This is a genomic window from Mesorhizobium sp. LEGMi-168a, from assembly GCF_058312955.1.
Map to the genome: position 1 here is coordinate 116049 of NZ_JBZEGV010000010.1, position 12805 is coordinate 128853.

9 protein-coding genes and 3 pseudogenes are annotated in these 12805 nt (G+C 64.7%); 3 read left to right on the forward strand and 9 right to left on the reverse strand.

Going from position 1 to position 12805, the window contains the following annotated elements; genetic code table 11:
- Positions 1-10: 10 nt before the first annotated feature.
- The 3 genes and pseudogenes from AC4FWB_RS15835 to AC4FWB_RS15845 all read right to left on the reverse strand — a co-directional run.
- Positions 11-1150 (reverse strand): 8-amino-7-oxononanoate synthase, encoded by a 1140-nt coding sequence (locus AC4FWB_RS15835; protein ID WP_491027123.1) that lies wholly within the window; start codon positions 1148-1150, stop codon positions 11-13.
- On the reverse strand, positions 1147-2148 hold the full coding sequence (gene bioB / locus AC4FWB_RS15840) for a biotin synthase BioB (RefSeq protein ID WP_491027124.1): 1002 nt from the start codon (positions 2146-2148) through the stop codon (positions 1147-1149). The genes AC4FWB_RS15835 and bioB overlap by 4 nt, the downstream gene beginning before the upstream one ends.
- A 70-nt stretch (positions 2149-2218) precedes the next feature.
- Positions 2219-2380, reverse strand: a pseudogene (locus AC4FWB_RS15845) (carboxylating nicotinate-nucleotide diphosphorylase); the annotation flags it as partial.
- A gap of 53 nt (positions 2381-2433) precedes the next feature.
- On the opposite strand from AC4FWB_RS15845, the gene ssuD reads away from it, so the two are divergent.
- The 3 genes and pseudogenes from ssuD to AC4FWB_RS15860 all read left to right on the forward strand — a co-directional run.
- Complete coding sequence (gene ssuD, locus AC4FWB_RS15850; RefSeq protein ID WP_491027125.1) at positions 2434-3606, forward strand: FMNH2-dependent alkanesulfonate monooxygenase; 1173 nt, start codon at positions 2434-2436, stop codon at positions 3604-3606.
- Positions 3603-5027 (forward strand): FAD/NAD(P)-binding protein, encoded by a 1425-nt coding sequence (locus tag AC4FWB_RS15855; RefSeq protein WP_491027126.1) that lies wholly within the window; start codon positions 3603-3605, stop codon positions 5025-5027. Before ssuD ends, AC4FWB_RS15855 begins: the two co-directional genes overlap by 4 nt.
- 214 nt (positions 5028-5241) lie before the next feature.
- Positions 5242-5520 (forward strand): annotated as a pseudogene (locus AC4FWB_RS15860) (hypothetical protein); the annotation flags it as partial.
- Between the two features lie 85 nt (positions 5521-5605).
- Here AC4FWB_RS15860 and AC4FWB_RS15865 read toward each other — a convergent pair.
- The 6 genes and pseudogenes from AC4FWB_RS15865 to AC4FWB_RS15890 form a co-directional block, all read right to left on the reverse strand.
- Positions 5606-6652: an LLM class flavin-dependent oxidoreductase gene (locus tag AC4FWB_RS15865; RefSeq protein ID WP_491027127.1), complete on the reverse strand. Its 1047-nt coding sequence runs from the start codon at positions 6650-6652 to the stop codon at positions 5606-5608.
- Positions 6653-6737: 85 nt separating this feature from the next.
- Positions 6738-7679: an ABC transporter substrate-binding protein gene (locus AC4FWB_RS15870; protein ID WP_491027128.1), complete on the reverse strand. Its 942-nt coding sequence runs from the start codon at positions 7677-7679 to the stop codon at positions 6738-6740.
- 111 nt (positions 7680-7790) lie between these two features.
- Positions 7791-9513 (reverse strand): annotated as a pseudogene (locus AC4FWB_RS15875) (amino acid ABC transporter permease/ATP-binding protein).
- Between the two features lie 178 nt (positions 9514-9691).
- Positions 9692-10216 carry a GNAT family N-acetyltransferase gene (locus tag AC4FWB_RS15880; protein ID WP_491027130.1) on the reverse strand — a complete coding sequence of 175 codons (525 nt, stop codon included), beginning with the start codon at positions 10214-10216 and terminating at the stop codon, positions 9692-9694.
- Positions 10213-11442, reverse strand: coding sequence for a M20 aminoacylase family protein (locus AC4FWB_RS15885; RefSeq protein ID WP_491027132.1), 1230 nt, complete (start codon positions 11440-11442; stop codon positions 10213-10215). The genes AC4FWB_RS15880 and AC4FWB_RS15885 overlap by 4 nt, the downstream gene beginning before the upstream one ends.
- Entirely contained in the window at positions 11442-12791 is a 1350-nt protein-coding gene (locus tag AC4FWB_RS15890) for an LLM class flavin-dependent oxidoreductase (RefSeq protein WP_491027134.1), read from the reverse strand. Before AC4FWB_RS15890 ends, AC4FWB_RS15885 begins: the two co-directional genes overlap by 1 nt.
- Positions 12792-12805: the final 14 nt, after the last annotated feature.

Below are 12805 nucleotides of genomic sequence, written 5' to 3' on the forward strand. Positions count from 1 at the left end.
TCACCTCGGGTCATGTCTGGGCCAACACCTCGGCCAGCGCCTCGATCATGGCGCAAATGTCGGCTTCGTCGACGTTAAGCGTCAGCGATATGCGCAGGCGCGACGTCCCTTCCGGCACGGTCGGCGGACGAATGCCGCGTATGTCGAAGCCGCGTCCCTGCAGTGCCGACGCCGCCGCCATGGTGCGCCGGTTATCGCCGATCAAGACCGGCTGGATCTGCGAGCCGCTGGGCGTCACGCCGCAGCGCTCGGCCAAGCACTGGCCCGCAAATGCAACGCGCTCGTGCAGCTGGACGCGGCGCGTCGGCTCGTCGGACAGCATGGCGAGCGCCTCGCGCGCGGCCACGGCCATCAGCGGCGACGGCGCGGTGGCGTAGATGAACGGCCGGCAGCGGTTGATGAGATAGTCGCACAATGTCCTTGGGCCGGTGACGAGCGCGCCGGAAGCGCCGAGCGCCTTCCCGCATGTATGAAGCGCGACGATGTTGTCGCGACCCTCGAACGCAGCGGCGAGGCCGCGGCCGTCCGATCCCCAGACGCCGGTAGCGTGCGCCTCGTCGACAACGATGAACGCCTCGTGCCGATCGGCGAGCGCGATCAGGCGCTCCAGCGGTGCGCGGTCGCCATCCATGCTGTAGAGGCTTTCCACCGCGATCCAGACCCGCCCAACGCCGCCGCCGGCGCGCCAGCGCTTGATCGCATCCTCAAAAGCGTCGACGTCGTTATGCGCGGCCAACACGAAATCCGCGCGGCCGGCGCGGGCGCCTTCATGCATGCTGGCATGGGCGAGGTCATCGAGAATAAGCAGGTCGCTCTTCTGCGGCAGCGCGGTCAGGAGAGCGAAATTGGCGATGTAGCCGCCACCAAAGAATAGCGCGCGCTCGGCGCCGAAGAACGCAGCCGCGTCGGCCTCCAGTTCCTCATGCTCCGGCGCGTTGCCGCGCAGCAGCCGGGACCCTGTGGCGCCGACCGGCGTGCCGCTGGCAATCGCGGCCGCAACCGCATCGCCAAGCCGCTTGCAGCCGGCAAGCCCGAGATAGTCGTTCGACGAGAAGTCGAGGCCGGCACGTGGCGACAGCGTTCGCAGCCGGTCCTTGCGCGCCAGCCCCTGCAGGGTCGCGTCATAGCGGGCGAGGGTCGCTCCGTTCATTGCGCCTCGAGGTCCATCGGCTCGATGCCGAGGCGCCGGAACAGCAGCGTATCCTTGTCCTCGCCGGGATTGTCCGCCGTCAGCAGCGTGTCGCCGACGAAGATCGAATTGGCGCCGGCAAAAAAGCACAGCGCCTGCATCTCGTCGGTCATGGCGGTGCGGCCGGCGGAAAGGCGGACATGCGATTTCGGCATCATGATGCGCGCCAGCGCGATCACGCGCACGAACTCGATCGGCTCGATCGGCCTGGCTTCGGCAAGCGGCGTGCCGGCGATCGGGATGAGCATGTTGATCGGAACGCTTTCGGGATGTTCCGGCAGGTTGGCAAGGGTGACGAGCATGTCGATCCGGTCCACCGGCTCCTCGCCCATGCCGACAATGCCGCCGCAGCAGACCTTGATGCCCGATTGGCGGACGTTCTTCAGCGTATCGAGCCGATCGGCAAAGCTGCGTGTGCTGATGACCTCGCTGTAATAGCGTTCCGACGTGTCGATGTTGTGGTTGTAATAGTCGAGGCCCGCCTGCTTCAGTCGCGCTGCCTGGTCGAGGTCGAGCATGCCGAGCGTCATGCAGGTCTCCATGCCGAGCGCCTTGACGCCTTCGACCATGGCCACCACCGCATCCATGTCGCGCGGCTTGGGGTTGCGCCAGGCAGCACCCATGCAATAGCGGGTGGCGCCGGCGTCTCGCGCCTTGGTCGCTTCGGCGATGACGCGCCGGACTTCCATCAGCTTCGAAGCCTTCAGGCCGGTTTCGTGATGCGCCGACTGGCTGCAATAGCCGCAATCCTCCGGGCAGCCGCCGGTCTTGATGCTGAGAAGCCGGCTGAGCTGGACCTTGTTGGGATCGAAATTCTGGCGGTGAATGGTCTGCGCCTGAAACAAAAGGTCATTGAAAGGCGCGTCGTGAAGAGCCCGAGCGTCTTCCAGGGTCCATGTTCGGCGGTCACTGGCGGCTTGAACTTCAGGCACAGTCTTTTCCAAACTCGCTATTTGCATTCCCTGTTCCTTGCAGTGTAGCGACATGGGCCCGCTTTGAATGGGCGGACCGCGTCGAGAGGAGTCGCGATCAGAGTTCCCGATAGTCGAGCCCGATATCGAGGATGGGCGCGCTGTGAGTCAACCAGCCGATGGAAATCAGGTCGACACCGGTTGCGGCGATCGCCGGTGCCGTCACCGCGGTTACTCGGCCGGAAGCCTCGGTAATAGCGCGGCCCGCGACCATGGTCACCGAAAGACTCATACTCAGGGCCGAGGCGGCTTCTCGTCATGGGAATAGAAGGCATGGTCCACGAAACCCCCGACCGCATAAAAGTCCTTTTGTTCCTGCCGACCCATGGCGACAGTCGCTATCTTGGCACCTCGGAAGGCGGCAGGGCGGTCGATCTCGACTACCTGACCCAGGTGGCGCAGGCGGCAGACACGCTTGGCTATTACGGCGTGCTCCTGCCGACGGGCAGGTCCTGCGAGGATTCCTGGGTGATCGCGTCGGCCCTGGCGCCGCTGACAGAGCGGTTGCGTTTCCTGGTCGCGGTGCGGCCTGGCCTGCAGTCGCCGACGCTTGCGGCGCGCATGACGGCGACGCTCGACCGCATCTCGAACGGACGGCTGCTGATCAACGTCGTCACCGGCGGCGACCCGCTGGAGAACAAGAGCGACGGCATCTTCCTATCCCATGCCGAGCGCTATGAGGTGACGCAGGAATTCCTGCAGGTCTACAAGCGCGTGCTGAGCGGCGAGACGGTCGAGCATCAGGGCAAGCATTTCCGCATCGAGGATGGCCGCCTGCTGTTCCCGCCGGTGCAGACGCCCCATCCCCCGCTCTATTTCGGCGGCTCTTCCAATGCGGGATCGACCGTGGCGGCACAGGAGATCGACAAATATCTGACCTGGGGCGAGCCGCCCGCAGATGTCGCGCGCAAGCTCGACGCCGTGCGCGCGTTGGCGGAAAAGGCTGGCCGCAAGCTCTCTTTCGGCATCCGGCTGCATGTCATAGCCCGGGAGACCACCGAGGAAGCCTGGGCCGCCGCCGACCGGCTGATCAGCCGGCTCGACGACGCGACCATCGCTTCGGCGCAGAAGGTCTTCGCGCGCATGGACTCGGTCGGCCAGGCGCGGATGAGCGCATTGCATGGCGGCGACCGGTCCAAGCTTGAGATCGCGCCGAACCTGTGGGCCGGCGTCGGCCTGGTGCGCGGCGGCGCCGGCACGGCGCTGGTCGGCGATCCGGCCACGATCGCCGAGCGCATCGACGAATATAGGCGGCTCGGCATCGATACCTTCATTCTGTCTGGCTACCCTCATCTCGAGGAGGCTTACCGCTTCGGCGAACTGGTGCTGCCGCATCTGCCGACCGAGCATCCGGTCAAGACGCTTGGCTCGTCCGTCAACACCGGTCCGTTCGGCGAAACGATCGCCGGCGACCATCGTCCGAAATCGCTCGCCAGCGCCTCGTGAACGCGCTGCCGCCCCAGCCACGAAGCCATGTCGTCATTCTCGGCGGCGGCTTCACTGGAGCTGCCTTGGCCTGGCACCTTGCCCGGCTGCCGGCGCGCCCCTCGATCAGCGTGATCGATCCGCGCGCCTTGCTGGGCGGAGGGCTGGCCTATTCCAGCGAAGAGCCGTCGCACCGGGTCAACGTGCCGGCGGCCAGGATGAGCCTGGCGCCGGACGACCCGGAACACTTCCTACGCTGGCTGGGCTCCAGCGGCGAGGTCGAGCACGACCCGGATGCGGTCTGGCGCAATGAGGACATCTATCCAAGGCGACGGGTGTTCGGCCGTTATGTCGCCGAGCATCTGGAACCCTTCATCGCGGCTGGCGCGATCGACCATGTCCGCGACAGCGCCACCGGTGTGACGCGAGCCGCCGACGGTCGAGGCTGGGTCGTCCGGACGCCCGAGCGGCGGATCCTGGCCGATATCGTCGTGCTTGCCATGACGCATCCCTTGCCGGATGTTCCGGCCGCGCTGGCGCCGATCGCGGACGCCGCCGGCTTCATCGCCGATCCTTATGCCGCCGGCGCGCTCGCCGCGATCTATCCCCGCGCATCCGTGCTGATCGTCGGGTCGGGGCTGACTTCGGCCGACACGGTGGCGGAGCTCGACCGCCGCGGCCATCGCGGCCGCATCCTGGCGGTGTCTCGTCACGGACTTCGCTCGCGTGGACACCCGGATATGCGCGGCGCGCCTTTCGGCGATTTTGTTTCGACGCCGGCGAGCACCGCGCTCGGCCTGCTCGCAAACATCCGCTCGACCTTGGCGGCGGCGAAGGCCGCCGATGTCAATTGGCAGTCGGTCTTCGACCAGTTGCGGCTGCAAGGTCCCTTGCTGTGGTCGGCTCTCGGCCTCGATGAGCGAACGCGACTGGTGCGGCGGCTGCGCGCCTTCTGGGACGTGCACCGCTTCAGGATAGCGCCGCAGGTCGAGGCCGTACTCGATCGTCGCCACGCCGAAGGCACATTCGACAACATCGCGGCAAGGCCCACGGGATCGCGCCTCGAAGGAGACGTCCTGACCGTCAGCCTGCGGCGGCGCGGCCAAAGGCAAGCCGAGACCAGGCGTTTCGATGTCGTCATCAACACCACGGGCCCCGCGCATGGCAGGGCGCTGCAAAGCAATCCCGCCTTGCGCTCGCTTGCCGATGCCGGCCTGATCCGGGTGGATCGCCATGGGCTCGGCATCGAAACCGGGCACGACGGCCATGCCATCGGCCCGGACGGCCAAGCGCTTGCCGGGCTGTTCATCGCCGGTCCGCTGGCGCGCGGCACGTTCGGGGAACTGATGGGCCTGCCGGAAGTCGCCCGCCATGCGCAGGCCGTCGCGTCCGGGATCGGCAGCCAGCTTGGCGCCTGTGCTGCGACCGAAGTCCCGAGCTGATCGGATCAGCCCGCCGGGACTTCGCGGTCCGGCACAAAGCTTTTTCGCCAAGAGGCGGCCCGCCGGGGCCGCCCAGTTCTCAATCCGAAACACCCTCGGAGTCCCGTTCCATGTCCAGCCCAGCAATCGTCGGCTTTTCCGGTAACATCACCCGCCCGTCGAAGACGCGCGCCTTCGTCGACCTCGTCGTCCATGACATCGCCACACGCCATGGCCCGTGCTTTTAACGGCGACCGGGGAAGGCGAGCGCCATGCCTTGATTGTCGAGCATCAGCTTAGGCCACTGTTCGGTTTCTTCGAGGCCTTTGCACTTCCCACGGCGGTCTATGCGACCGACAACGACTTCACTGATGGCGTGCGGAGGTCTGAGCCGATCCTGAACGGTCCAAGTCGGCGAACGGGTTGCCGGCAGTTGGCTCTCACGCATACGAGGCAAGGTACCGCTCCCCTATGTCGGGCAGGACGGCCACGAGCAGTGGGGTGTTCCCGATGAGATCCGTGATGCTGTCGTAAATCCTGGGCATTCCGTCACCTGTTGCATTGAGGCGCCTGACCGACCGATTTTCCCGGCTTGGCCATTATTCGGCTGCCGAAGCCGCCGCCTTCGGGTATCGTCGCCAGCCGAGCGCCGGCGCGATGAGGTCGATGAAGTCCGTGATGATCTGTTCGTATTCGTGCTGCTCGAAGTCGTAAGGCAGCTCGAGCCGCAGCTCCCGCACCCCGGCAAGAATTGGGTCCTTGGACAATTGCTCCAGGATCTGCTCCGAGGTGCCGACGATGTCGCTGGCGAAAAGCGTGCGGCGCTCGCCATGGGCTCGCAAGGTGCGATCGTGACGTCCGGCGGCGTAATCGGCGTAGCGCTTCCGGGTCGAAGCGTCGGCGCTGTCGAAAGGGACGATGACCCGTCCCAACGCCACCCGTCCTGGCTTGCCGTTGTGCTGCGCGGCGAAGGTCTCGAGCTGATGCAACTGAGCCTCGAAAAAGTTGTCGGTCCCTTCGCCGGAGGTGACGTTGCTGAGGAGCAGGTTGAGGCCGTTGCGGCCCGCCCATTCGGCCGATCTCAACGAGCCGCCGCCGTACCAGATACGGTCCGGCAAACCCGGAGCATGCGGCTGGAGCCGGGGCCGTACGCGGCCGCCGGGGAATTCAATGACGGCGCCGGGTTCGCCGAGCAGTTCGCCGCGCAAATTGTCGACGAGGCGAAGGACGCGCGCGTGCGAGAAATCGAAATTGCGCCAGTCGCCGTCGAAGACGAGCGGTCCGAGAATAGTGGCATGCAGCGGGAAGCCGGCGCTGACGCCGACATTCAGCCGGCCGCGCGAAAGCACATCGACCGTCGAAAGATCCTCGGCCAGCCGGTAAGGGCTTTCGTAGCCGATGGGGATCACGGCCGTGCCGAGCTCGATCCTGCTGGTACGCTGCGTGGCCGCGGCGAGGAAGGCGGCGGCCGATGAGATGCCCGGCTCGAGGTGTCGCTGCCGCACCCAGGCGCCGTCGTAACCCAGGCGTTCGCCGAGCTCGAACAGCTCCAGCGTCTTTTCGAGGCCCGAGTGGGGATCGCCATGCGGGTAGTTGCCAGGCGTGAGGAAAGCCAGTCGATCGATCGAAACCGGGGTCGGCGCCATTGCGTTTTGCTCTTCTGAAACTGCCAGCCTGAACGTGCGGACTGGTGCCCAAAACGGAGGCGCCAGTCCAAAGGGCCAAGCTGGCTCAGCTATTGGGCTTCGGCAGGCCGGGCGGATTGGTGCGCGACTGGTCGATGGCTTCGGCGGTGAGGCTCCATTTTTTCAGCACTTCGCCATATTTGCCGCTCGCGATCAGCTCGTTGATGGCGAGCGTGATGGCGTTGGCCAGGCCGCTGTCTTTTCTGGTGGCGACAGCGATCTCGGCGGTCAGCGGCCAGCCGCCGCTGACGATGCCGACCAGCTTGGTCTTGCCGTTGACCGCGGCGGCATAGGCGAGCGTGGCGTTCGGGTTGAATTCGGCGTCCGCGCGTCCCGACTGCAGGGCCAACTGGCTGGCCGCGGAATCATCATAATACTGTACTTCGACCGGCTTCAGGCCGGCCGCGACATTCTCGCGATCCCATTCCAGTAGGATCTTTTCCTGGTTGGTGCCGGCGCCGGTGATGACCTTGAGGCCGGCAACGTCCTTCGGCTCCTTGATCGAGGTGATCTTGCTGTCGGATTTCACGTAGAAGCCGAGCACGTCCTGGCGGTAGGTCGAGAAGTCGAACTTCTCCTTGCGTTCCTCCGTCACCGTCACGTTGCTGATGACGGCGTCATATTTGCCGGAGGCGAGGCCAAGCGGCCAGTCGGCCCAGGCGACCGGCACCAGGTCGAGCTTCAGTCCGAGCGTCTCGGCGATCAGCACGGTGATGTCGGGATCGGTGCCGACCACGGTCTTGGCATCGGTTGCGTAAGTGCCGACCGGCGGATCCCAAGGGCTGGTGGCGACGGTGAGGTAGCCTTCCTTGGCGAATTTGAAATTCGCCGGAATCGCGGCGACTGGCTTTTCGCTCTTTTCGGTGTGGATGCGCCCGGGCTGTTCCGGTGTCAGGTCGAATTCCGCCGCCGAGGCGATGGACACCAGGGCGACGGTCGAAAGGACCGCGCCGAAGGCAAGCGATATGCGCTTTCTGTGGAATGTCATGGATCTCTCCTTGCATGACGAATGTGCGGTCTTCACTTCCGGCGCGGAGCCTGGAAAGGTCGGCGGTTCGCACATGCCGCCATGCCGAATGTGTGAGAAGGCCTGTGGCCGCTAGAGAACCTTGGCGAGGAACTCGCGCGTGCGCTGATGGGCCGGCGCCGTGAACACCCTGGCCGGCGGTTCCGACCTCGAGGATTCTTCCGGCCTCCATGAAGACGATGGTGTCGGCGACCTCGCGGGCGAAGCCGATCTCGTGCGTGACGATCACCATCGTCGTGCCGGAGGTCGCGAGCTCCTTGATGACGTCCAAGACCTCGCCCACGAGCTCTGGATCGAGCGCTGAAGTGGGCTCGTCGAACAGGAGGACCTTTGGCTTCAGGGCGAGCGCCCTGGCAATGGCGACGCGCTGCTGCTGGCCGCCGGACAGATGGCGCGGATAGGCATCCGCCTTCTCGGGCAAGCCGATGCGGGCCAACAGATCCTTCGCCAACTCGATCGCGTCGGCGCGCGGAACGCCCTGCACGGACACCGGCGCTTCGATGACGTTCTCCAGCACGGTCAGATGCGGGAACAGGTTGAAGTTCTGGAAGACCATGCCGATCGCGGCGCGGCGCCGGCGGATCGCTGCTTCCTTGAGTTCGTAGAGCGTGTGCCCGTCGCGATGGTAGCCGACCAGTTCGTCGTCGATGGTGACGAAGCCGGTGTCCGTCCGTTCGAGATGATTGATGGTGCGCAGCAGCGTCGACTTGCCGGCGCCGGACGGGCCGATGATTGCCGTCACCGAACCCGGCTGGAGGTCGAGATCGATGCCGTCGAGCACGGTCAAAGAGCCGAAGCGCTTCGAGACACCACGGATTTCGATGCGTCCGACGCCGCGACGCGCAAGCCTTTCGGCCGTCGTCACCAGAGGCTTGCGACCCACATCGCTGGAGGTGGCCGTGGCAAGCGCGGAGTGAACTCGCGGCGTAGAATTGCCTCCCGACAGGAAGGCGAGGGGATTGCGAAGAAGCGGGCCGCTTGCCGTGCGCAGGGCGCCACGCGAGAAGTGCCGCTCGATGCCGAGCTGGATCACCGAGAGCACGCTCATGATGATGAGGTACCAGATGGTCGCGACCATCAGCAGCGGGATGATCTCGAGGTTCCGCTTGTAGATGACCTGCACGGTGTAGAAGAGCTCAGGCAAGGCGAGGACATAGACCATGGAGGTGGATTTCGCCAGACCGATGATCTCGTTGAAGCCGCTCGGCAGGATCGCCCGCATCGCTTGCGGCAGCACGATTCCCAGCGCCTGCCGGCGGCGCGACAGGCCAAGCGCGGCGGCGGCCTCATGCTGGCCCTGGTCGACCGACAGGATGCCGCCGCGGATGATCTCGGCCGAGAAGGCGGCCTGGTTGAGGCTGAGACCGACCACGCCCACCCAGAACGGGCTGAACACCTCGACGGTGTTGTATTGCGCGAACAACTGGCCGGTGAAAGGCAGGCCCAAATCGATGGTCGGATAGAGATAGCCGAGATTGTTGAGGACCAGCAGCAGCACGATGAGCGGGATGGAGCGCAGCAGCCAGATATAGGCCCATGATACGCCCGCCAGCAGCAGCGTTCGGCCGAGGCCGACCAGTATGGGCTCGGACAGGAAGAACCTTGCAAAGACGTCCCAGCCCCATCTCGGATTGGTCAGGATCGAGCGCAGCGTGAAGAAGATGAGCAGGATGGCGACGACCGTGCCGACCACTCGCCAGGGGTGCCTCGCGGGGATCACCCTATATCCCTGGCTGTCCCCTGGTAGCACCGCGCTCGGGAGGGTTGCCGCTTCCCCTACATCCGCTGCCGTCATTTATCGTCGCTGCTCCAATGTTAAGGGAAATACTTCAGAAATAAAGTATGTCCATATAACACTAGCTGCTCGGAGAACTATATCATGACAATTTCTTTTATATTTTGAACGTTGCTTAGTTATTTTCCCTAAGTATTTCCATTTTTGTGAACGCATTGATTTGGATGATCAAAGCCGGTCAGCTCGCCTTTCGTTCGAGCAAGGGCGACCCGATCCTCAGCGCGAGGGCGCTGATGTCCTTTTCAAACGGCAAGGTGCCATGAATTTCCGGATCGACGTTGGTGTCGAAAAGCGCGGTGTAGCCATTGTTGAGGTAGAGCCCGGCGGCTTCCGGCTGACGGAATCCCGTGGTCAAATAGAGGCGGCTGTAGCCTTGGCGCGCCGCCTGAAGCTCAAGTTCGGCCAAGACTTTTCGGGCAAGACCCTGTCGGCGCAGATCGATATGCGTCCACACTCGTTTCAGCTCGGCGGTCTGTTCGTCGTAGCGTTTAAAGGCGCCGCCGGCGATCGCCGTGCCGTTGCGGGTCAAAAGCAGGAAATTCCCGTGCGGCGGAGCGAAGAGCTCGGCGGGATAGCGCCGCATCTCTTCGCCCGGCTCGCCGAAATAGTCGCCGTAGCGGGTCGTGTATTCCCAGGTCAGCGCTTCGATGAGCGGGGCTGCGCGCGGATCGACCGGCGTAGTGTAGAGAAAGCTGTCTGTCATGGCGTGGGCCCTGTTGCCGGCTCGTTCGTCCGCGGAGCCTCATTCGCGGCGAGGTAGTCCTGCACTAGGGCCACCCAGTAGCGGGCCGCGTCGGGCAGGATGTCGTCGTTGAAGTCGTAGTTGGGACTGTGCAGGTCGGCGCTGTCGCCATTGCCGATGAAGAGATAGCTGCCCGGACGCGCTTCGAGCATGAAGGCGAAGTCCTCGCTGGCGGTGATCAGGCGGAAGTCCGAATGGATCCGTTCGGCGCCGAAATGGCGAAGCGCGACCTGTCTCGCGAACTCGGTTTCGTCGGCGTGATTGATGAGTGCCGGATAGCCGCGTGGATAGGCGACTTCCGCGGTGGCGCCATAGCTTTGCGCGTGTGTCTCGGCGAGCGCGATGATGCGCGTCCTGATCTGCTCGCGGACAGCCTCGCTGAAGGTCCTGACGGTGACCTTCAATTCGACGCTGTCGGGGATGACATTGGCGGCGATGCCGCCATGGATGGTGCCGACGGTGACGACCGCCGTTTCCAGCGGGTCGACATTGCGCGAGACGATCGTCTGCAGCGCCATGATAAGCGAGGCGGCGGCGACTATGGGATCCACGGCATGGCTCGGCCGCGCGCCGTGACCGCCCTTGCCGACGATCTTGATGATGGCGAGATCGACGGACGCCATGGCGGGGCCGCTGAGGAAAGCGAACTGTCCGGCCGGCACGCCAGGCCAATTGTGCAGGCCGAAGACGGCGTCGACGGGAAGGCGTTCGAACAGCCCGTCGGCGATCATCGCCTTGGCGCCGGCGCCGCCTTCCTCGGCGGGCTGGAAAATCAGCCGAACCGTTCCCGAGAAATCTCGTGTCTCGGCGAGATGCCTGGCGGCGGCAAGCAGGATCGAAGTATGCCCGTCATGCCCGCAGGCATGCATCACGCCTGGCTTGGTGCTGGCGTAGGGCAAGCCTGTCGCCTCGACGATCGGCAATGCGTCCATGTCGGCGCGGATGCCGATGGACTTCTCACCGTTGCCGTTGCGAAGCGTTCCGACGACACCGGTGCCGCCTATGTTTTGGGCGACCTCATAGCCCCAGGATTGCAGTCGCTCGGCAACCAGCGCGCTGGTCTTTTTCTCCTGGTAGGCCAATTCCGGTTCGCTGTGCAGCTTGCGGCGCAGAGCGACGAACTCGTCGGCGCTGTCCAGGATCGCTTCGGCGATCGCCGCCGAAGGTGGAGCGGGCCGGACCGTCATCAGGCTGCTTCCTCGGTGGTCGTCGTGGAAGAAGCATGCTGCGTGTAACGGCTTTCCTTGAACGGCAGTTCGAGATGATCGCGCAATGTCGTGCCGATCTGGTCGCGCACGTGGCGGCCACGCCTTTCCAAGATGGGCAGGACATGCTTCTCGAAATCGTCGAGCCCGGCTGGGATGACCTGGAAGCCCAGCACGAAACCGTCCGCCGCTCCGCCGTCCACCCAGCGGATCAGCTCGTCGGCGATCTTCTCCGGCGTGCCGATGAAGGCACTGCGCGTGGTGGCGGCGTCCAGCGCGACCTCGCGCAGCGTCAGCTTCTTTTCCCTGGCGACGCGCTTGATGCGATCGGTGGTGGAGCGGAAATTGTTCTTGCCGATGTCGCCGAGTTCCGGGAACGGCTCGTCGACGGGATAGGCGGTGAAGTCGTGATGGTCGAAGAAGCGCCCGAGATAGAGCAGCGCTTCATGAACCGTGACCAGGTCGCGTATCTCGCGATACTTGCGCTCGGCCTCTTCCTCCGTCGAACCGACGATCGGCGCGATGCCGGGGAAGATCTTGATATGGTCGGCGCTGCGGCCATGCGCCACCGCGCTTTCCTTGAGCCGCCGCGACAGCTCGCGGTTCTCCTCGAAGGAGGCGGCGTTGGCGAAGACGGCATCGGCATGCCGACCGCCAAGCGAGATGCCGTCGTCCGAGCCGCCGGCCTGGAAGAGAACCGGCTGCCCTTGCGGCGAGCGGCCGAGATTGAGCGGCCCTTCGGCTGAATGGAAGCGGCCCTTGAAATTCAGCCGGTGCATCTTCGAGAAATCGGCATAGCGGCCGCTCTGCCGGTCGCGCACAAAGGCGTCGTCGTCCCAGGAATCCCACAGGCCCTTGACGATCTCGATATGTTCGGCGGCGATCTGATAGCGCAGCGCGTGCTCGGGATGCTTATCGCGGCCGTAGTTTTTCGCGGAGCCTTCGAGTGGCGAAGTGACCGCGTTCCAGCCGGCGCGTCCGCCGCTCACCACATCGATCGAACCGAATTGCCGGGCGACGGTGAAGGGGTCGCTGTATGAGGTCGATAGCGTGCCGACCAGTCCGATGCTCTTGGTCGCCGCCGCAAGCGCCGAAAGCAGCACGATCGGCTCGAAGCGATTGAGGAAGTGCGGGATCGACTGTTCGTTGATGTAGAGGCCGTCGGCGACGAAGGCAAAGGCTATGCCCGCCGCTTCAGCCTGGCGCGCGATACCGACGTAATAATCGAAATTGATGCTTGCGTCGGCGGGTACGCTCGGATGCTTCCAGGCGTTCATGTGCCCGCCGGGGCCTTGCAGCATGATACCGAAGGGAATTCGCTGGCTGCTCATGACAGCTCCTTGGT

Coding starts and splice junctions, on each gene's coding strand:
- AC4FWB_RS15835 (WP_491027123.1), bottom strand. CDS start 1,150: ATGAACGGAGCGACCCTCGCCCGCTATGACGCGACCCTGCAGGGGCTG.
- bioB (WP_491027124.1), bottom strand. CDS start 2,148: ATGCAAATAGCGAGTTTGGAAAAGACTGTGCCTGAAGTTCAAGCCGCC.
- ssuD (WP_491027125.1), top strand. CDS start 2,434: ATGGTCCACGAAACCCCCGACCGCATAAAAGTCCTTTTGTTCCTGCCG.
- AC4FWB_RS15865 (WP_491027127.1), bottom strand. CDS start 6,652: ATGGCGCCGACCCCGGTTTCGATCGATCGACTGGCTTTCCTCACGCCT.
- AC4FWB_RS15870 (WP_491027128.1), bottom strand. CDS start 7,679: ATGACATTCCACAGAAAGCGCATATCGCTTGCCTTCGGCGCGGTCCTT.
- AC4FWB_RS15880 (WP_491027130.1), bottom strand. CDS start 10,216: ATGACAGACAGCTTTCTCTACACTACGCCGGTCGATCCGCGCGCAGCC.
- AC4FWB_RS15885 (WP_491027132.1), bottom strand. CDS start 11,442: ATGACGGTCCGGCCCGCTCCACCTTCGGCGGCGATCGCCGAAGCGATC.
- AC4FWB_RS15890 (WP_491027134.1), bottom strand. CDS start 12,791: ATGAGCAGCCAGCGAATTCCCTTCGGTATCATGCTGCAAGGCCCCGGC.